We start from the raw sequence: 20127 nt of genomic DNA on the forward strand, positions 1-20127 counted from the left end.
ATCTCCTTTGGCCACAACCTAGGAAGGGCCGGTCAGATGATCCAGAGCAACACGGCGTTTATTCACCACCCGCGCCGCAAATCGGGCAGTCAGAGCGCTTGGAGAGGGTGATCTTTCGGCTTTCACCATAAAGCGCGTCGTAGATCAGCATTTCGCCGCGCAGCGCTTGGCCGGCCCCGGTGATCACCTTGATCGCCTCAACCGCCATCATGGACCCAACCACGCCCGGTAAGGGGCCGATCACGCCCGCCTCGGAACAGGATGGGGCCAGACCGGCTGCGGGGGCTTCGGAGAAAATACACTGGTAGCAGGGGGCATCATTGGCCGGATCGAAGACGCTCAGCTGTCCTTCCCATTGAGACAACGCACCCGAGATCAGCGGTTTGCCCAACGCAACGGCCTTGCGATTGGCCAGATAGCGGGTTTCGAAATTGTCGGTGCCATCTAGGATCAGGTCGAAGTCGCCCAAAAGGTCGTTCGCGATATCATCGCTCAGACGACGATTGTAGGGCAGGACAGTGACGTTGGGGTTCTGTGCCTCCATCGCTTGCTTGGCCGAAAACACTTTGGGCATTCCGATATCGGCATCGCGGTGGATGACCTGACGCTGGAGATTGGCGTTTTCGACCACGTCGTCGTCGATCACCCCTATCGTGCCAACACCCGCTGCCGCCAGATACTGCAAGGCAGGAGCGCCGAGACCCCCGGCCCCAATCACCAGCACGCGCGCCTTTTTCAACCGTTTCTGCCCCGGTCCACCCAGTTCGCGCAGAACGATGTGGCGGGCATAGCGGTCTAGCTCTGTCTCAGTGAACCGGTCCGAGGGTTTGACCTCGGCCTGATCCGCTTCGGGCTGCGCCCGGTTTCGCAGCGCTTTCAGCCCCTTGCCATAGACCATGACCAGAGCGGCCGCCCCGGCCAGCATCAGCCACAGCGCCGCCGATCCTCCGGTTGCTTCGCGCAAGGGATGGCCGCTCGGCAAAACCAGATGCGACAGGATCACCCCGACCATAAGCACACTGACTGAGGTCACACGCGCCGTCCGGGACACGCCCGCGATATAGCCGACGCCCCACAGACCCGCGGCAAGGACCAGAACCAGCAGCATCAGCCGCGCCCGGTTGAGCCGAACCCGCCAGCGCCACGCTCGGTCTCGCCAAGGGTTTCGGTCAGTTCGAATGTGGCCTGCACGACAGGCGCGACGATCAGCTGCGCGATACGTTCTCCGTGGGTGACCTCGAACCGGTCTTGCCCGGCGTTCATAACGATCACACCCAGCGGGCCGCGATAGTCACTGTCGATAGTCCCCGGCGTGTTGGGCAGGGTGATGCCGTGCTTCAATGCCAGCCCGGAGCGCGGGCGGACCTGCACCTCATAGCCCGCCGGGATCTCGATTCGCAGGCCGGTGGGGACAAGGGCGCGCTGCCCCGGCTCCAGGAAAATCGACTCGCCTTCGGGCAGGTTGGCGCGCACATCGGCCCCGGCCGCGCCTGAGGTCTCATATGAAGGCAGGGGAACGGCAGCATCTGCCCCTTCTTCCCGGATCACGCGGATAGCTACCATCTGTATTCCTTCTGTCTTATCCGGCCAGCGCGTCGGCAATCTTTTGTGCCAGACGCGCGGCGACCATGTCTTTGCCCATGCGCGGCCAGCTCTCGGCCCCTTGATCCGAAATCAGGACGACCGCATTTTCCGAGCCCCCCATGATGCCGGTCGCCGGGCTGACGTCGTTTGCCACGATCCAGTCGCATCCCTTACGGGCGCGCTTTGCCGTCGCGTTGTCAATCACATCGTTGGTTTCCGCCGCAAAGCCCACAACCAGATCAGGGCGACCCGCACCCATCTGCGAGACACGTTTCAGGATGTCGGGATTCTCGGCGAACTCCAGCGAGGGCAAACCATCGCGGCTTTTCTTCAGTTTGCGATCCGAGGCGGTGGCCACTTTCCAGTCGGCGACTGCGGCGGCAAACACACCTGCATTCACAGGGAGTGCCGCATCCACTGCGTCAGACATCTGCTGTGCTGTCTCAACTTGCACGACCTGCACGCCTTGGGGCGGAGGAACGTCGGCGGGACCAGTGACAAAAACCACCTCAGCCCCAAGCGCCGCCAAGGCGCGGGCAACGGCAGTCCCCTGCGCCCCGGATGAGCGGTTGGCAATGTAGCGCACCGGATCAATCGGTTCATGCGTCGGGCCGGAGGTCACAAGGATACGTTTTCCCATCAACGGCCCATCGGCCAGTTGCGCCTCGACCGCAGCAACGATCTCTAGCGGTTCGGACATCCGGCCCGGGCCATATTCGCCACAGGCCATGTCGCCCTCGTTGGGTCCTACAAAGCGGATGCCGTCCTGCTGCAACTGTTTTAGACTGCGCTGGGTCGCCGGGTGATCCCACATGCGAACATTCATGGCGGGCGCACATAGAACAGGCGTGTCAGTGGCCATCAGCAGGGTCGAGGCCAGATCGTTGGCCAATCCTGCCGCCATCTTGCCCATCATATCCGCCGTAGCTGGGGCAACCACGATCAGGTCAGCCGAGCGTGACAGCTGGATATGCCCCATCTCGGCCTCATCGGTCAGGTCGAAGAGATCAAGATAGGCTTTCTGACCTGCAAGTGCAGAGACCGACAGCGGCGTCACGAATTCCTCGGCGGCACGGGTCAAAACGGGAGTGACTTGAGCGCCGCGCTCTTGCAGCCGTCGGATCAAGTCCAGCGACTTATAGGCCGCAATGCCACCGCCGATGATCAGCAGAATGCGTTTGGATGACAGCATGTTTAGCCCTTCCCGTCCCGGTCGGTCCCGACATTAGGCAAGGCCACCGGGTAGTTCCAGCGGTTAATTCTGCGTCTCAAACGCTTTGCAGGGGTCTTCACGCTCTATTTCCGGGCTGTCGATCACCGCATCAAAGGACCCGTCGATCACGCCGCCTTCGGACTGGCCTAGCACAAAGACCTTCAGCCCCGGCTTCAGGCGTGACAGAAAGGTCGGGATGCCCCGGTCAGTCCTAGCATGGCCATTGCCGGTGATCACGGCAATCGGACCACCGGTTTCCTCCTCCGCGCGCAGGATTGCGCGGGTCAGTACGGCGTCACGCAGGCGTTGGATCGAGACCATCTGAGGCAACATCTCAACGGGCAGGGCATCGCAATGGGCAGCCAGTTGATCTGCCTCGCGCGCGGCTTGATCTTCTGGCGACAGCGGAACAGTCAGGCCATAGCGCGCGGCGTCTGCACCAAGGGCAGTGGCGGCACCCTTTTCCATAGCGGCGCGCGCGGCTGTGCGTGGAACCATGGCGCCATAGACCGGCGCGTCCGACGCCTGAAAGACTGGGTAGTACATGCTCAAAGGAGGCCAACCCGATTCCGCCCAGCGCAGGATCCGTGACAATTCTTCAGGGTTGGAGGCGGCGGTCTGCGCCAGACGCTGCGCGCCTTCTTCGGTTACCATTTCCCACACCACAGCCGACGGAGAAATCGCTCCCAATGCCTCGGTCTGCACAAGGTGGTGACGCGGATTGTCGTGGATTTCACCAAGGATCACCACATCTGCGTCCTGCATGGCTGCCAGGACATCATCGGGGATCAACTCACCGGCCTGGACCGGGCGCAAAGCGCTGACTGTAAACGCCAGCGCACACAACAGAATCGCAAATCTTGTCATGCGATGAAGTGTTGCACCTCACGCGATTGGGCTTCAAGGTTCTTGCGCATCTTGGTGAAGGCTGCAGCCTCGAGCTGGCGTACACGTTCCTTCGATAGACCCAGCTCATTCCCCAAGCTTTCAAGGGTTCGGGCCGGTTCGCGCAGCTTGCGTTCACGCACGATAAATCTTTCGCGGTCATTGAGGGATTGCATCGCCATCAGCAACCATTCGCGCAGCTGCTCGGTGTCGTGGCGATGTTCGACCGCCTCGGCGGCCTGCTCACGATCATCTTCCAGCGCATCAATCCACTCGCGCCCATCTTCATCCGCTGACTGCACCGCGTTGAGCGAAAAATCCGAGCCGGACAGACGCCCTTCCATCATCTCGACATCGCGCAAGGGCACACCGATTTCCGTAGCAATCATCTGGTGCAGCTGATGCCGATCCAGTTCCTGCCCCTCGGTGGCGGCTTCACGTTCCAACCGGGCCTGAACGCGGCGCATGTTGAAGAACAGAGATTTCTGGGATGAGGTCGAACCGGTCCGCACCATCGACCAGTTGCGCATCACATAGTCCTGAATGCTGGCCTTGATCCACCACACTGCGTAGGTCGAGAAGCGCACACCGCGATCCGGGTCAAACTTGTCGGCGGCTTTCATCAATCCAAGTCCGGCCTCTTGGATCAGATCATTCATCGGAGCGCCGTAGCGCTTGAACTTGGCCGCCATCGAAATAGCTAGGCGCATATAGGCGGTGATCAGTCGGTGCAGTGCTTGTTCGTCGCGGTTGTCACGCCACGCATAGGCCAGTTGCAATTCGGTTTCCGCGTCCAGCAGTTCGGCCTTCATCGCTTTGCGGGACATCGAGAAATCGGATGCGTTGTCCAGTGCCATGAAACTCTCCCTTTTTGCAGGCATCAGCCGGGCTTGCCTTGCCGACTTAGGGTCGATACGCAGATCATCACCAAGTGGATCACCAGAAAGGTAAGAATTGTGACCGCCAATTTAACCTTTGTGCTGGGTGGGGCTGCATCAGGTAAGTCGGCCTATGCCGAACAACTGGTTGTATCCTCTGGGAAAAGCCGGATCTATCTTGCGACATCACAAGTGTTTGATGGCGAGATGCAGCAAAAGGTCGATCGCCACATCGAACAACGCGGGTCCGGCTGGGAAACCATCGAGGCACCGCTGGACCTTGCCCCAGTTTTGGCGGAACTGAGCCCCGACCAAGCCTGTCTGATTGATTGCGCCACGATGTGGCTGACCAATCACCTGCTGGCCGAGAACGATCTGGATCAGGCCCAATCCCAACTGCTGAGCGCGCTGCGCGGCTGCCCCGCGCAGCTTGTGATCGTCTCGAATGAAGTCGGTCACGGCATCGTGCCTGAAAACGCCCTCGCCCGCCGGTTCCGTGAGGCACAGGGTCGGTTGAACATCGCGCTGGCGGCACAGGCCGCCCTGGTGGTTCAGGTCACGGCGGGGCTGCCGATGGTCTTGAAGGGACACTTGCCATGACGCGTCTGCACCTGGTCCGCCACGGTCCTACCCATGCCAAAACGATGGTCGGCTGGTCCGATCTGCCCGCCGATCTGAGCGATCAGGCCGCGCTGCAGCGGTTGCATGATCACATCCCGGCGGACGCGGTTGTTGTCTCATCCGACCTGTCGCGCGCGGCGGATACGGCAACGGCGATCCAAGGCCAGCGCCTGCGCCTGCCCCACCATCCTGACCTGCGCGAGATCAACTTCGGCACATGGGAGCTGCGCGGTTTCGCCGAAATCGAAGCCGAAGACCCCGAACTTGCCTTTGCCTATTGGGACAATCCCGGCGAAGTGCGCCCTCCGAACGGAGAAAGCTGGAACGACGTCCGTGCGCGGGTCGACAAAACCGTGGATACGCTGATGGCCGTACATGCGGGCGCGGATCTCGTCATTGTTGCCCATTTCGGAGTGATCCTGACGCAAGTACAGCGCGCTTTGAATATTGAGGCGCAACAAGCGTTTTCACACCGGATCGACAACCTATCGGTTACCCAGATCGCCTATAACGCGGGCGAATGGTCCGTCGGCGCCATCAATCATCTTCCGTGATCCGACGGGTCACAAATCACTGATTTACGAGCGCTTCCGGCTCCGTCATCCTTTGATCATGACCTATGATCTCTTTATCGGTGACCGCCTGTTTTCCAGCTGGTCCATGCGCGGCTGGTTGATGCTCGAGAAGTTCAGCCTGCCCTATCGCAGCCACTTGGTTGGCCTCTATTCCGACACCATGGCCGCGGATATGGAATCCCTTGCCCCGGCCCGTCTGGTCCCTGCTTTGCGTCTGCCCGATGGTACGGTTGTGGGCGAAAGCCTCGCGATGGCGGAGACATTGGCTGAACGGCACCCCGCAGCTGGCCTTTGGCCATCAGACCCAGCCGCGCGCGCAACGGCCCGTTGGCTGTGCGCCGAAATGGTCGCGGGTTTTGCCGCACTGCGCGGTGAATGCCCGATGCAGTTGGCGCATGTTTGGAAAGGTTTCCAGCCGTCACTGGACACTTTGAAAGACCTCGCCCGGATTGAGACGCTTTGGGCGCATGCTCGGGCGATCTCGGGCGCGTCAGAAGGGCCGTTATTCGGTGCCTACTCGCTGGCTGATGTCTACTACACCCCAGTCGCGGCTCGGATCATTGGGTATGATCTGCCGGTCTCAGCCGAAAGTCGCAACTATTGCCTCAGCCTGCTGTCGGATACATCGGTTCGACAATGGCGCGCGATGGGGCTGACCGTTCAATACAATCCGTACCCCTACCCGGAATATTTCCCTTCGGCCCACTGGCCAGTTGGCGAACCGTCCGAGGCACGACCCGCCGACGAAGGCCCCTCAGTCAACGCGCGCTGCCCGTATTCCGGCGATCCGGTCACCGATTTCCTCGACCTCGACGGCCAGCGCTGGGGCTTCTGCAACACGTTCTGCCGCGACAAAACAGTCGCCGATCCAGACGCTTGGCCCAAATTCACCGCAATGCGCACAGCCGTTAACCATTCCTAAACCGCCGCCATGGCAGCAACGTCCTGTTAACCAAGAACAGGATTGCCATGGTCGCCCGCGCTCATACGGTTGCGTTTCAAGGGGTTGATGCCCGCCCGGTCGAGGTGCAATGCGCCGTCTCTCCGGGCCTACCCGCCTTTTCCATCGTCGGCCTGCCGGACAAAGCAGTGTCCGAGGCCCGAGATCGAGTGCGCAGCGCGCTTGGTGCCATGGCCATCGCCTTGCCGTCAAAGCGGATCACCATCAACCTGTCCCCCGCTGACCTGCCCAAAGAGGGCAGCCATTTCGACCTTCCCATCGCCGTCGCCCTCCTGTCCGCTTTGGAGATCATCCCAGCAGACGCGGCCGAGGGCACTGTTGCGTTAGGCGAACTATCCTTGGACGGGTCGCTGGTTCCGGTCGTAGGCGCTTTGCCCGCCGCGATGACAGCAGCGGCCGAGGATCGCGCCCTGCTCTGCCCCCGCGCCTCAAGCGCCGAGGCTGCATGGGTGGACGCCACTCAGGTCATCGGAGCCGGTTCGCTGGGTGACGTGGTGCGCCATTTCTCGGGCCAGGCCCCATTGGCAGCGGCCACACCGGGCGAGGTTAGCCTGTCCTCCAACACCCGCGACCTGCGCGACGTCAAAGGACAGGAACGCGCCAAACGCGCGCTTGAGATCGCTGCGGCGGGACGGCACCACCTGATCATGATCGGCACGCCGGGATCGGGCAAATCCATGCTCGCGGCGCGCCTGCCCGGCATCCTGCCACCTTTGACCCCGGTCGAGTCGCTGGAAACGTCGATGATCCAATCCCTCTGCGGATTATTGGACGAAGGCGGCATCAACCGGACGCGGCCCTTTCGCGAACCACACCACACCGCCTCGATGGCGGCGATTGTCGGAGGGGGACGCGGTGCAAAACCCGGAGAAATCTCTTTGGCCCACAACGGGGTCCTGTTCATGGATGAGTTCCCCGAGTTCCCCCGCACCGTTTTGGAAACCCTGCGGCAACCAATCGAAACCGGAGAGGTCATGGTCGCCCGCGCCAACGCCCATGTGAAATACCCCTGCCGTTTCATGCTGGTCGCGGCAGCCAACCCCTGCAAATGCGGGTACCTGACCGATCCGTCCCGCGCTTGTTCCCGAGCACCAGGGTGCGGCGAAGACTACCTGAACCGCATCTCCGGCCCTTTGATGGACAGGTTCGATATGCGCATCGAAGTGCCTCCGGTAGCGTTTACCGACCTTGATCTGCCGCCGTCTGGCGACAGTTCGGCCACCGTGGCCGCGCGTGTTGAGCAGGCCCGCGCCGTTCAAGCCGATCGGTTCGAAGGTCACGAGGGCGTACGCCAGAATGCTGATATCGAAGGTAAATTGTTGGAAGAGGTTGCCGCCCCAGATGCCGAGGGCAAAGAGCTGCTGCTCAAGGCTGCCGACCGGTTCGGCCTGTCGGCGCGCGCCTTTCACCGCATCCTACGGGTCGCGCGCACCATAGCCGACCTGGATGGCTCCCCTGATATTCGCCGCCCTCATGTAGCTGAGGCGCTGAGTTTTCGGATCAGCGCACGGGTCATGGCATAGATGTTCGCCCTTAGTCTGTTGCGAAGCCGATTGGGGTACAAACTACGGCGGACCCGATCCTACCCGCCGTCCTGGGCAAGCCCGGCAGCCTACCGCTTGCGCCATGTTCACGCGAGGAACTCAACCTTCAGTGCGACCGCCCATTCCAATGAACGGACCGCATCGAACACCTAAGCGCTGCCGCACACCTGTTGCGCTTAAACCTTGGCCTCGATCGCCTGCCAGATCTTTTCGGCGATGTTCTCACCGTTGAACCGCTCAAGCTCTTGAATGCCGGTGGGGGAGGTGACGTTGATCTCGGTCAGGTAGTCTCCGATCACATCGATCCCGACAAAGATCTGGCCTTTTTCTTTGAGCAGAGGGCCGATGGCCGCGCAGATTTCGAGATCCCGCTCGGTCAAACCGATCTTTTCGGGTCGCCCGCCAACATGCATATTGGAACGCGTCTCACCTTCGGCCGGGACGCGGTTGATGGCACCCACCGGCTCTCCATCCACGAGAATCACGCGTTTGTCGCCGTTCTTCACATCAGGCAGGAATTTCTGAACGATCAACGGCTCGCGCGAGAATCCGGTGAACAGCTCATACAGCGAGGTCAGGTTGCGGTCATTGGCATCCAACCGGAACACCCCAGCCCCTCCATTTCCATAGAGAGGTTTCAGGATGATGTCCTGATGCTTGTCCTTGAATGCCTTGATGGTCTGCATGTCCCGCGCAATTGTGGTCGGAGGGGTCAATTCGGGGAAATCCAGAACCAGCAGTTTTTCGGGATAATTGCGTACCCAAAACGGGTCATTGACCACCAAAGTTTGCCCCTTCAACCGATCCAGCAGATGCGTCGAGGTGATGTAATGCATGTCGAACGGCGGGTCCTGACGTAGCCACACCACGTCAAACTCAGCCAGATCAACTTCACGCTCGGGACCGAGGACCGCGGGGTCTCCGGCAACGCGCTGAACCTGCATGTCTTGTCCCCGCGCGGTGATCCGCCCCTCCTGATAGGCCAATTGATCCGGCCCGTAGAAGAACAGCTCATGCCCGCGGGTCTGCGCCTCTTCCGCAAGGCGGAAAGAGCTGTCGGCGTTGATATCCACGGCCCCGATCGGGTCCATTTGAAAGGCGATTTTCATGGCATGTCCCTCAACTTCACGCCAGATACATGGCGCAGCAGGCCGAGGGGTTCAATGGGGCTTAGGCCGGTCCGAAGGCGTTTTCGATGATTTGAACAGCGCCCGTGCCATCGACCAGCGCCGCGTCGAACCGAACATTCGTCAATTGCCCGCCGGGTTCATTTTCAAGAAACTGCGCCGCTGATGCGCAGATACGCTGGGTCTGCCGTGGGGTGATCCGAGCCGCAGCCCTGTCGAAACTGGTGCTTTTCTTGACCTCAATGAAAACGAGCCCTTCGTCACCCCGCGCAATCAGGTCAATCTCACCCCCGGCACCGCGCCAGCGTCTGTGAGCGATCGAGAATCCGCGGCGTTCGTAATCGGCTGCAACCCGCAATTCCGCAGATTGCCCCGCATGATAAGATACCGACCCCCGCACCGCACGCTGCGTCATGTCATCCCTTTCCCAGTTTGAGAGCCTGCTGGTAAATGGGACGTCTGGGAAGTTCATACATCTTTGACACCAAATCCGCCGCATCCCGAACCGAATGGGTTTGCAAGGCCTGTTTCAATGCCTCTTCTACGTCAGATTCGTTAACGCTTGGCGAATGGCTGCGATCCACGAGCAGAACGACCTCACCCTTGGGGGTTTGGTCTCGGTAGGCCTCTGCCAGGTCTTGCAAAGAGCCACGTCGAACTTCCTCGAACTTCTTCGTCAGTTCGCGGCACAAAGCCGCCTGCCGGTCGGAGCCGAGGATGTCGGACAGATCGGACAAGCATCCAGCGACGCGCTTGGGTGATTCGTAGAACACCAGTGTTCCGGGAATATCCCGCAACGCCTCGATTCGGCTGCGACGAGCGCCAGACGCATTCGGTAAAAAGCCCGCAAAAAAGAACGCATCCGTTGGTAGACCCGCCAGCGTCAGCGCCGTCAGCGCGGCGGACGGACCCGGAGCGCAAGTGACGGTGTGCCCGGCCTCGGCCGCCTGCCGCCCTAAATCGTAGCCCGGATCGGCGATCAGCGGCATACCGGCCTCGGACGCATAGGCAACGGATTGCCCTGCAGCCAAAGCATCCATGATCTTGCCGCGTGCGCCTGCTCCACTGTGGTCGTGATACGCCTGAATGCGCCGCCCGCCCAAGGGGATACCGTGGATTTCCATCAACCGGCGCAGGCTGCGGGTGTCTTCTGCGGCGATCATGTCGGCCGAAGCCAGCACATCCAACGCTCTGAGCGTAATATCGCGCGCCGTACCGATCGGAGTGGCAACAAAATACAGGCCAGCAGCCAAACTTATGTTTTGGAAATTCAAAGCTGGACCCTCACAGCGTGACGTTTATTATCGCGGCTCGATAGAACAGCAGCGTCGCAAGCCGCCGGATCAGGGAGTTTTCTTTTAGATGTTTACCGTTTGCAAGTCCGTAAGCAAGTTGGCCAAAACCACAATTGCCCTGACTACCGCCGTTTTTCTGGCCGCATGTGAAACCACTGGCGTCGGCGGAGGCCCCTCGATCAACACCTCGGAACCGGTGCCCGTTGCGCTTCTGGTTCCGCGCGGATCAGGCCAGTCGGGCGACGCGGCGCTGGCGCAAAGCCTTGAAAATGCAGCACGTCTGGCGATGTCGGACCTGCCGAACGTTACGATTGACCTGCGTGTCTATGATACGGCGGGCAATGCCGGTACGGCCTCGGGCGTGGCGCAACAGGCTGTGGCGGATGGGGCCAAGATCATCATCGGACCGGTCTACGCACAGGCCGCCAACGCGGCCGGTCTTGCGGTGCTGAACAACAACGTCAACGTTCTGTCCTTCTCAAACAACACAAGCATCGCGGGTGGAAATGTCTTTGTGCTGGGGCCGACATTCCAGAACACGGCCAATCGATTGGCCAATTATGGCGGAAGACAGGGCAAGACAGGAGCAATCATCGTACACAGCAATGACGCCGCCGGAGAGGCTGGCCGCTCGGCCATTGCCAATGCGCTCGCCAGCAGCAGTATGAACAATGCTGGCAGCGTCGGTTACGACCGGTCGCAGCAGGGCGTGATCAACGCGGTGCCCAACATCAAATCCGCCATGGATTCGACGGGGGCGGACTCGGTCTTCCTGACTGCAACCACCGCAGGGGCGCTGCCTTTGTTCTCGCAGCTTCTACCTGAAGCGGGGGTTTCGCCGTCGACCTCCCAGTATATCGGTCTGACGCGGTGGGACATTCCGGCCCAAACGTTGGAATTGCCCGGTGTTCAAGGCGGTTGGTTTGCCCTGCCTGATCCCGCAAAAGCGCAGGCCTATCGTCAACGCTACAATGCGACCTATGGCGAAGCGCCTCATCCGATCAGCGGGCTGGCCTATGACGGGATCGCTGCCATCGGGGCGCTTGTCAGCCAAGGCAAATCGAATGCTCTGACCGGGGCAGCGCTGACTCAGAGCGCCGGTTTCCAGGGTGTTGGCGGCATCTTCCGCCTGCGCTCGGACGGTACCAATGAACGCGGTCTGGCGGTTGCCACGATCCAGAACAAACAGGTGGTTGTGATTGACCCTGCCCCTCAAAGCTTCTCAGGGGCCGGTTTCTGACCAGCCTCACCTGACCGCAGTGCCTGAAAACTCACTTATCTGCCCGCCTGAGGATATTTTCGACGGCGCCCGCGTTGACGCTCAGCTTGCTGCAGCGTTCGAGGCAGGTACTGACAATTCCGCGCTGCGCGCCGAAACCGTGCGCATTCTGCGTGAGGCGCAAAAGTCCGGGCGCGCTGCCATTGCCGAGGCCTTTGCCGCCCACCCATTCGACGCGCGCCCTCTAACCCGGTCCTATACCTACCTCACGGATTGTCTGGTCGGTACCGCGATGCGGGTCGCCAGCGAGAATCTGCACCCTCTGGCCACCCCGACGCAGGGGGAACGCATCGCTGTTCTGGCGGTCGGCGGTTATGGGCGCGGTGAGATGGCACCCGCGTCGGATGTCGATCTGCTGTTCCTGACGCCGTACAAGATCACCGCCTGGGCCGAGAGTGTGATTGAATCCATGCTCTATATCCTGTGGGATCTGCGCCTGAAGGTCGGCCATTCCTCACGCACGATCAAAGATTGCCTGCGTTTGGGGACCGAAGATTTCACCATCCGCACCGCGATGCTGGAGCAGCGCTACCTGGCTGGTGATACGAATCTCGCCAAGGAACTGGACCAACGCCTCAAGGCCGATCTCTTCAAAGGTACCGAGCGCGAGTTCATCGAGGCCAAGCTTCAGGAGCGCGACGAGCGCCACTTGAAACAGGGCCAGCGCTACGTAGTCGAACCCAATGTGAAAGAGGGCAAAGGCGGGCTGCGCGATCTGCAGTCGCTCTACTGGATCGCGAAATACATCTACGGCGTACAAGACGTGGCCGAGCTGGTCCCGCTGGGCCTGTTCACACCGGATGAATTCAAGACCTTTGCCGAGGCCGAAAACTTCCTCTGGGCCGTACGCTCGCACCTGCATCTGGTCACGGGGCGCCCGACCGAGCAGCTGACCTTCGACATGCAGGTCGAGGTTGCGGCGCGTATGGGCTATGAAGACCGGGCCGGGCGGCGGGCCGTCGAAGTGTTCATGCAGCGTTATTTCCGCCATGCTACCAGCGTTGGGGAGTTGACTCGGATCTTCCTGACCAAGCTGGAAGCCCTGCATATGAAAGGCGCCCCGCTGCTGGAGCGGATTTTCCGCCGCCGCCCTCGGGTCAAAGCCGGGTACAGCATGGTTCATGGTCGTCTGGACATTGCCGATCCGGATACATTCCTGACCGACAAGCTGAACATGTTGCGCCTGTTCGAGGAAGGCCTGCGCACGGGCATGCTGATTCACCCTGACGCAATGCGGCTGGTCACGGCCAATCTGCACCTGATCGACGACGATATGCGCAACGACAAAGAAGCCCAGCGTATCTTCCTCGACCTGATGCTGAAACACGGCAATCCGGAACGCGCCCTGCGCCGGATGAACGAACTTGGGGTTCTATCAGCCTTCATACCCGAGTTCGAACCCATCGTAGCAATGATGCAGTTCAATATGTATCACAGCTACACGGTGGACGAGCATATCATCCAGTGCATCGTCAACCTCGCCCAGATCGAACGCGGAGAGCTGGTTGAATCGCTGCCACTGGCGTCCTCGATCCTTGAAGGGGGCGTAAACCGCAAGGTCCTCTATGTTGCGCTGCTGTTGCACGATATCGCCAAGGGCCGGCCTGAAGATCACTCGATCCTCGGGGCACAAATCGCGCGGAAAGTGGCACCCAGGCTGGGGCTAAACAAATCCGACGCCGAAACCGTCGAATGGCTCGTGCGCTATCACCTGCTGATGTCGGACATGGCGCAGAAACGCGATATCTCGGACCCTCGGACCGTACGGGATTTTGCCAAGGCTGTGCAAACGGTCAAACGGCTGGATCTGCTGACCGTGCTGACCGTCTGTGACATTCGCGGTGTCGGGCCCAATACGTGGAACAACTGGAAAGCAACGTTGCTGCGCGCGCTGCATGCGGAAACCAAACGTGCCTTGGAAACGGGCATGGAGGATCTGAACCGTGCCAATCGCGGGGCCGAGGCCAAGAAACTTCTGCGCGCAGAACTGGCCGAATGGTCCAAGGCCGATCTGAAGACGGAAACCGGGCGGCACTATGCTCCGTACTGGCAGGGCCTGAACGTCTCGACCCATGTGGAATTTGCCGAGATGCTACGGGCGCTGGAACACAGCGGCGATCCCGGCGCGATGGAAATCCGCCTGCACCCGGACGAGGATCGAGACGCCACCCGCGCCTGCTTTGCCATGGGTGATCACCCCGGTATCTTTGCGCGGATCGCGGGGGCCTTGGCCTTGGTCGGTGCCAACGTCGTGGATGCCCGAAGCTACACCACCAAGGATGGCTATGTCACGGATGCGTTCTGGATACAGGATGCCGAAGGCCACCCGTTCGAAGCCAGCCGTCTGCCGCGTCTGACCCAGATGATTCACAAAACGCTGAAAGGCGAGGTCGTGGCCCGCGACGCGCTGAAATCGCGCGACAAGATCAAGAAACGCGAACGCGCTTTCAACGTGCCGACCCATATCACCTTCGACAATGACGGGTCCGAGATCTACACGATCATCGAGGTCGATACCCGCGACCGCCCCGGCTTGCTTTATGACCTGACGCGCACTCTGGCGGCTGCCAATGTCTATATCGCCAACGCCGTGATCGCGACCTATGGCGAGCAGGTGGTGGATACATTCTACGTCAAGGACATGTTCGGGCTGAAATACCACTCGGAAAGCAAACAGCGCGGGCTTGAGACCAAACTACGCAAAGCCATTACCGAGGGCGCCGAGCGCGCGGCCTCATGAAACAGATCCGGCTGTTTTCCGGCTTTTTCACGGTCGGTTTCTGGACGTTGGCCAGCCGCATTCTGGGCTTTCTGCGTGAAATCCTGCTGACCGCGTTCATCGGCCCCGGCCCGGTGATGGACGCCTTCGTCGCGGCTTTCCGTCTGCCCAACATGTTCCGCCGCTTCTTTGCCGAAGGCGCATTCAACGCAGCTTTCGTGCCGATGTTTTCCAAGCGGCTAGAGGGCGGAGAGAACGCGCAAGGGTTCGCGCAAGACGCTTTCAACCTGTTGGTCGCCGCGGTATTGGCCCTGGTCGGGTTGGCGATGGCATTCATGCCCGGTCTTGTCTGGTTGACGGCCGAAGGGTTCTACGGCGATGAGCGCTTCGACTTGGCAGTCGACTATGGCTATGTCGTCTTCCCCTACATCCTGTTCATGTCACTGGCGGCGCTGTTTTCGGGCGTTCTGAACGCAACCGGGCGATTTGCGGCGGCCGCTGCAGCGCCTGTTCTTCTGAACATCTTCGCCTGCACCGCCCTGATCGCTGGCGCGATATCCGGGGGCGAGGTCATTCGCTGGCTCATCGCCGTGATCCCTTTGGCAGGTGTGGCACAGTTGGCGTTGGTCTGGGTCGCCACCGAACGCGCCGGTATCCGCATACGCTTCGGTCTGCCACGCCTGACGCCCGAGATGCGGAATATGGTCCGTATCGCTGTACCCGCCGCCTTGGCCATGGGGGTGACGCAGGTCAATCTGGTCGTAGGGCAACTTGTGGCCTCAAAAACCGAGAAAGCCGTCAGCTGGTTATTTGCAGCAGATCGTCTGTATCAGCTGCCTCTGGGCGTCGTCGGGATCGCCATCGGAATCGTTCTGCTGCCCGACCTGTCTCGCCGCTTGCGCGCGGATGACAAAGCGGGCGCGCGCAATGCGTTTTCGCGGGCCGGAGAGTTCATGTTGCTGCTCACCCTACCCTCGACCGTAGCCTTCCTGATCATCCCGAACCCGCTGGTCTCAGTCCTGTTCCAGCGAGGCCAGTTCACCGCTGAAGACACAGCCGCGACAGCCTTGGCCGTTGCGATCTATGGCATCGGCCTGCCCGCATTCATGCTGCAGAAGCTACTGCAACCGCTGTATTTCGCGCGCGAGAATACGCGGTCTCCGTTCCACTATGCTTTGGTGGCAATGATCATCAACGCGGCGCTTGCCTTTGGCCTTTACCCGATTTTCGGATGGATTGCCCCTGCCATTGCGGCCTCTGCCGCTGGCTGGGCCATGGTTGGCCTACTGGCCTTTGGCGCGCGGAATATGGGCGATGAGACGCGGTTCGACGACCGCTTCCGGCGGCGCGCGGGGCGGATCATCTTGGCATCGGTCGGGATGGGCGTGGTGTTGTTTGCCGCTATTCAACTGTTCGGCTGGACGCTTGATGTGCCCGGGTGGCGCTATTTGGCTCTGCTTGCGCTGATCATGGTTGCAGCGGTCAGCTATTTCGCTTTCGGCCACCTGTTGGGGGCATTCAAACTATCCGAGTTCAAAACGGCCCTGCGCCGGTCTTGATCACTCGCGCCGGATGCGGCCCTTGATCCGCTCCCAACCACCCGGCGCCAAAAAGAAGGACAGGCCGAACCCGGTGGCAAAACCGCCCAGATCGGCCACCCAATCACCTGTGCCGCCAAAGATCAGGCCAAACAGCAGCTGAATGCCCATCAGCACCGCAATCAACTGAAACGCCCGGGCCTGATTGGCCCCAACCAAAGACAGTTTGCGCCACAACAACCAAGTAAATGCCCCGATCAGCCCATAGACCGGAGGGAACCCTCCGACCAGCGGATAAGACGGGTTCAGAAACAGCGCATAGGCGAGCGCGCCACCAACACCCGACAGCACGAAGATCAGCAACATCGGAAAGCCGCCAAAGACCTCACCCACCATCTTGCCCATGGCCAGCACGAACACGCAGACAAAAACCGCCTGCGTAAAACTGCCCGAAACGAACGGATAGGTCACAAAGCGGATGACATGCTCGAACGGCCAGCGCCCGTTTTGCACCATCCAATCGAAGATATCGGCCGAGAACGCGTAGCTCTGCAGCGCATCCAGCCTCCACCCGACCGCGCCCGGCCCTCCGACTAGACCCCGAGCGCCCAGCGTAAACGCCAGTTCGATCCCCATGATGAACAGAACCAAGGCCACCACGACGGGCGGCAGAGGGTTCACGGCGGGTGTATAATGCTCACTGCTCATTGGGCTGGCCTTTCGCGGCTGTTGACGTCCCTTGGCCTCATGGGTAAGCGACGAGGGCTGATTTTTCCAGACGGGAGTTCCCTTCGATGACCCAGACCCAATTCACGCCGCGCGTGTTTTCCGGCATCCAGCCTTCGGGCGGGCTGACCTTGGGCAACTATCTGGGCGCGATGAAGCGCTTTGTGGATATGCAGGGGCCAGAGTTCGAAACCATCTATTGCATGGTCGACCTGCACGCAATCACCGTCTGGCAGGACCCCGCCGCCTTGTCGCACAACACGCGCGAATTGTGCGCGGGTTATATTGCGGCGGGCATCGACCCAGAACAATCCATCCTGTTCAACCAAAGCCAGGTGCCCGAACACGCGCAATTGGCGTGGATCTTCAACTGCGTTGCCCGGATGGGCTGGATGCAGCGCATGACCCAATGGAAGGACAAGGCGGGCAAGAACACGCAAAACGCCTCGCTGGGCCTGTTTGCCTATCCGGCGCTGATGGCCGCGGACATTCTGATCTATCACGCGACCCATGTTCCTGTGGGTGAGGACCAGAAACAGCATCTTGAGCTGACGCGCGACATCGCGATCAAATTCAACAACGATTTCGGCGTCGACTTCTTCCCGGTCACCGAACCCGTGATCGAAGGGGCGGCCACACGGGTCATGAGCCTTCGTGACGGCTCCAAGAAGATGTCCAAGTCTGACCCGTCAGACATGAGTCGGATCAACATGACCGACGATGCCGACACGATCTCCAAGAAAATCCGTAAGGCCAAGACTGATCCGGACGCCCTGCCATCAGAAGTCGACGGTTTGGAAGATCGTCCCGAGGCGCGCAATCTGGTCAATATCTACGCCGCGCTCAGCGACAGCTCGGCCGAGCAGGTGCTGGCCGAGGTTGGCGGCAAGCAGTTCGGTGAGTTCAAACCGATGCTTGCGGAACTGGCGGTCGAAAAACTGTCCCCGATCTCGTCCGAGATGGCCCGCCTGATGGGCGAGCAGTCCGAGATTGACCAGATCCTGGCCCGTGGTGCGGAAAAGGCGCGCGCGATTGCCGCGCCGATCCTGAAACAAACCTACGAGATTGTGGGCATGGTCGGCGCTGCATCGCGCTGATTGCACTGGACCTTCGCCTGACGCCCTCCTAGGTTTGCCGAAAGCTAAGGGAGGGCGCTATGGCAGTCGGCAAGAATATCCGCACCTATTTCGAAGGCCAATGGCATGAAGGGGACGCACCGATCATGCGGGCGGCGGATCATGGATCGTGGCTGGGGTCCTCGGTCTTTGATGGCGCGCGCTACTTTGATGGCATGGCTCCTGACCTGCTGGCCCATTGCGCCCGCGTGAACCGTTCGGCCGAAGCGCTGATGCTGACCCCGACCGTAACGCCGGAACAGATGGTCGATCTGGTGCGCGAGGGGCTGCAATCCTATAGCCAGGATCAGGCTGTCTATATCCGCCCGATGTATTGGGGCATCCACGGAGACGTCACGGCCATCGTGCCCCAGAAAGACATTACCGGTTTCGCCATCTGTCTCGAAGAGATCCCAATGGCGCCCGAAACGGCCTCGGTCACGTTGACGACCACCCGGTTCCGCCGTCCGGTACTGGAATCCGCCGTGGTGAATGCCAAGGCCGGGTGTCTCTACCCGAACAACGCCCGGATGCTGACTGAGGCGCGCTCCAAAGGGTTCTCGAACGCGCTGGTCGCCGACGCGATGGGCAATGTGGCCGAGACCGCCACGGCCAATATCTTCATGGCCAAAGACGGTGAGGTCTTTACCCCCATGCCCAACGGCACCTTTCTGGCCGGGATCACGCGCGCACGGCACATCAAGAACCTGCGCGCCGATGGTTTTAATGTACATGAGTCAGTCCTCAGCTTTGATGATTTCCATGCGGCGGATGAGGTGTTCATGTCCGGCAACATGAACAAGGTGACGCCCGTGACCGCTCTGGACGACACGCAATATCAGGTTGGCCCTATCGCCCGTCGCGCCCGCGCGCTCTACTGGGATTGGGCAGCAAGCGAGCGCTAGGGATTTACCCGAGTTGCCAGCACGCTATCGGTCGGGCATGATCCCAGAAAATCAAGAGGACCCAAATGCGCAAGTTTCTCGTCATTCTGGATGACAGCCGCGAATGCCTGAACGCCATGCGTTTTGCCGCGATGCGGGCCGCGCATACCGGCGGCGGCGTGACAATCCTGTCGGTGATCCCGCCGGATGAATTCAATCACTGGATCGGTGTGGCCGAAACCATGCGCGAAGAGGCCCGCGAACGCATCCACGCCCATTTCGAAGTCTTCGCCAAATGGATGCGCGACAAGCAAAGCGTTGAGCCTGAATTGGCCATTCGCGAAGGCGATCCGGTTGCACAGATCATCGAACACGTGCAGTCCGACCCGGAGATTGGGGTCCTGGTTCTGGGCGCCGGCACCGACAAGAAAGGGCCGGGTCCGCTGGTAACTCAGCTGACCAAGAACTCGGGCAGCATGCCGATCCCGATCACCATCGTGCCAGGTGATCTGAGCAAGGAAAAACTGGAAGAGATTACCTGAGGCACCATGGCAGCACCCGTTCAGTTCTGGTTCGAGTTCGCCTCAACCTATTCTTATCTCAGCGCGATGCGGATCGAGCAACTGGCCGCTGAAAAGGGGGTGCCCATAGATTGGCAGCCCTTTCTTTTGGGGCCCATCTTTGCCGAACAGGGCTGGAACACGTCTCCATTCACGATCTACCCCGCCAAGGGCCGCTACATGTGGCGCGATATGGAGCGTTTATGCGCCGCGCGCGCGCTGCCGTTTCAGCACCCTGATCGGTTTCCGCAGAATTCTCTGACGGCTGCGCGTTTGGCCGTCGCCATCGAGGCCCAGGACCAGCGGGCCGCGTTTGCCCGTGCCGTCTACATGGCCGAGTTCGGTGAGGGCCGCGACATCTCGGCCGCATCGACATTGACCGATTGTCTTGCAGCCGCACGTCTGCCCGCCGGTTTTATGGACAAATCGCAAGACCCGCAGGTCAAAGCGGCGCTCTTTGCTCAATCCAGCCGCGCCAAAGAACTCGACTTGTTCGGCGCACCCAGTTTTGTCGTCGGGGATGAGGTTTTCTGGGGTGACGACCGGTTGGTTGACGCGATAAACCACGCTCTCGCAATTTAGAACGGTTCCAAATCTTGACTTCCACGGCGGCTGCCCGCATA

20 protein-coding genes are annotated in these 20127 nt (G+C 60.6%); 11 read left to right on the forward strand and 9 right to left on the reverse strand.

The genetic code is table 11. The features are described from left to right. Positions 1–58: 58 nt before the first annotated feature. The 5 genes from ACR0I8_RS14730 to ACR0I8_RS14750 all read right to left on the reverse strand — a co-directional run bounded on the left by ACR0I8_RS14730 (position 59) and on the right by ACR0I8_RS14750 (position 4539). Complete coding sequence (locus tag ACR0I8_RS14730) at positions 59–1108, reverse strand: molybdopterin-synthase adenylyltransferase MoeB (RefSeq protein ID WP_170691437.1); 1050 nt, start codon at positions 1106–1108, stop codon at positions 59–61. Beyond that, entirely contained in the window at positions 1108–1563 is a 456-nt protein-coding gene (dut, locus tag ACR0I8_RS14735) for a dUTP diphosphatase (protein ID WP_170553422.1), read from the reverse strand. Before dut ends, ACR0I8_RS14730 begins: the two co-directional genes overlap by 1 nt. A gap of 16 nt (positions 1564–1579) precedes the next feature. Then, positions 1580–2776 (reverse strand): bifunctional phosphopantothenoylcysteine decarboxylase/phosphopantothenate--cysteine ligase CoaBC, encoded by a 1197-nt coding sequence (gene coaBC, locus ACR0I8_RS14740; protein ID WP_170691438.1) that lies wholly within the window; start codon positions 2774–2776, stop codon positions 1580–1582. 63 nt (positions 2777–2839) lie between these two features. Next, complete coding sequence (locus ACR0I8_RS14745) at positions 2840–3664, reverse strand: ChaN family lipoprotein (RefSeq protein ID WP_170691440.1); 825 nt, start codon at positions 3662–3664, stop codon at positions 2840–2842. Further along, complete coding sequence (locus ACR0I8_RS14750; RefSeq protein WP_170378887.1) at positions 3661–4539, reverse strand: RNA polymerase factor sigma-32; 879 nt, start codon at positions 4537–4539, stop codon at positions 3661–3663. The genes ACR0I8_RS14745 and ACR0I8_RS14750 overlap by 4 nt, the downstream gene beginning before the upstream one ends. Before the next feature lie 99 nt (positions 4540–4638). On the opposite strand from ACR0I8_RS14750, the gene cobU reads away from it, so the two are divergent. From cobU to ACR0I8_RS14770, 4 genes are read left to right on the forward strand one after another with little or no spacing between them, the layout of a single operon-like run. After that, a complete protein-coding gene (gene cobU / locus ACR0I8_RS14755; protein WP_170691442.1) occupies positions 4639–5160 on the forward strand; it encodes a bifunctional adenosylcobinamide kinase/adenosylcobinamide-phosphate guanylyltransferase in 522 nt (173 codons plus the stop codon). Then, on the forward strand, positions 5157–5735 hold the full coding sequence (locus ACR0I8_RS14760) for a histidine phosphatase family protein (protein WP_170378891.1): 579 nt from the start codon (positions 5157–5159) through the stop codon (positions 5733–5735). The genes cobU and ACR0I8_RS14760 overlap by 4 nt, the downstream gene beginning before the upstream one ends. 58 nt (positions 5736–5793) lie before the next feature. Continuing rightward, complete coding sequence (locus ACR0I8_RS14765) at positions 5794–6678, forward strand: glutathione S-transferase (RefSeq protein ID WP_170378893.1); 885 nt, start codon at positions 5794–5796, stop codon at positions 6676–6678. Positions 6679–6725: 47 nt separating this feature from the next. Then, positions 6726–8240 carry a YifB family Mg chelatase-like AAA ATPase gene (locus tag ACR0I8_RS14770; protein WP_170691444.1) on the forward strand — a complete coding sequence of 505 codons (1515 nt, stop codon included), beginning with the start codon at positions 6726–6728 and terminating at the stop codon, positions 8238–8240. Positions 8241–8437: 197 nt separating this feature from the next. On the opposite strand, the gene gshB is transcribed toward ACR0I8_RS14770, so the two are convergent. The 3 genes from gshB to rsmI form a co-directional block, all read right to left on the reverse strand. Next, positions 8438–9370, reverse strand: coding sequence for a glutathione synthase (gshB, locus tag ACR0I8_RS14775; RefSeq protein ID WP_170468849.1), 933 nt, complete (start codon positions 9368–9370; stop codon positions 8438–8440). Positions 9371–9431: 61 nt separating this feature from the next. Then, entirely contained in the window at positions 9432–9803 is a 372-nt protein-coding gene (locus ACR0I8_RS14780; RefSeq protein WP_170691445.1) for a YraN family protein, read from the reverse strand. A gap of 1 nt (position 9804) precedes the next feature. After that, the gene (rsmI, locus tag ACR0I8_RS14785; protein WP_170691447.1) at positions 9805–10662 is read right to left on the reverse strand and encodes a 16S rRNA (cytidine(1402)-2'-O)-methyltransferase; all 858 of its coding nucleotides are present in this window, start codon (positions 10660–10662) and stop codon (positions 9805–9807) included. Between the two features lie 88 nt (positions 10663–10750). On the opposite strand from rsmI, the gene ACR0I8_RS14790 reads away from it, so the two are divergent. The 3 genes from ACR0I8_RS14790 to murJ are packed head-to-tail and all read left to right on the forward strand — an operon-like array spanning position 10751 to position 16240. Beyond that, a complete protein-coding gene (locus tag ACR0I8_RS14790; protein WP_170378902.1) occupies positions 10751–11923 on the forward strand; it encodes a penicillin-binding protein activator in 1173 nt (390 codons plus the stop codon). Next, positions 11883–14702: a [protein-PII] uridylyltransferase gene (locus tag ACR0I8_RS14795; protein ID WP_170691449.1), complete on the forward strand. Its 2820-nt coding sequence runs from the start codon at positions 11883–11885 to the stop codon at positions 14700–14702. Before ACR0I8_RS14790 ends, ACR0I8_RS14795 begins: the two co-directional genes overlap by 41 nt. After that, positions 14699–16240 (forward strand): murein biosynthesis integral membrane protein MurJ, encoded by a 1542-nt coding sequence (gene murJ, locus ACR0I8_RS14800; protein ID WP_170691451.1) that lies wholly within the window; start codon positions 14699–14701, stop codon positions 16238–16240. The genes ACR0I8_RS14795 and murJ overlap by 4 nt, the downstream gene beginning before the upstream one ends. On the opposite strand, the gene ACR0I8_RS14805 is transcribed toward murJ, so the two are convergent. After that, positions 16241–16927, reverse strand: coding sequence for a rhomboid family intramembrane serine protease (locus tag ACR0I8_RS14805; RefSeq protein ID WP_170691453.1), 687 nt, complete (start codon positions 16925–16927; stop codon positions 16241–16243). It lies immediately after the preceding gene. Between the two features lie 86 nt (positions 16928–17013). On the opposite strand from ACR0I8_RS14805, the gene trpS reads away from it, so the two are divergent. The 4 genes from trpS to ACR0I8_RS14825 all read left to right on the forward strand — a co-directional run bounded on the left by trpS (position 17014) and on the right by ACR0I8_RS14825 (position 20086). Further along, positions 17014–18042: a tryptophan--tRNA ligase gene (gene trpS, locus ACR0I8_RS14810; RefSeq protein ID WP_170691455.1), complete on the forward strand. Its 1029-nt coding sequence runs from the start codon at positions 17014–17016 to the stop codon at positions 18040–18042. 59 nt (positions 18043–18101) lie between these two features. Further along, complete coding sequence (locus tag ACR0I8_RS14815) at positions 18102–18965, forward strand: branched-chain amino acid aminotransferase (protein WP_170691457.1); 864 nt, start codon at positions 18102–18104, stop codon at positions 18963–18965. 65 nt (positions 18966–19030) lie between these two features. After that, positions 19031–19486, forward strand: coding sequence for a universal stress protein (locus ACR0I8_RS14820; protein WP_170378913.1), 456 nt, complete (start codon positions 19031–19033; stop codon positions 19484–19486). 6 nt (positions 19487–19492) lie between these two features. Further along, positions 19493–20086, forward strand: a complete 594-nt coding sequence (locus ACR0I8_RS14825) for a 2-hydroxychromene-2-carboxylate isomerase (protein ID WP_170691459.1) — start codon at positions 19493–19495, stop codon at positions 20084–20086. Positions 20087–20127 lie beyond the last annotated feature (41 nt).

This window comes from Ruegeria sp. BG9 (genome assembly GCF_056538305.1).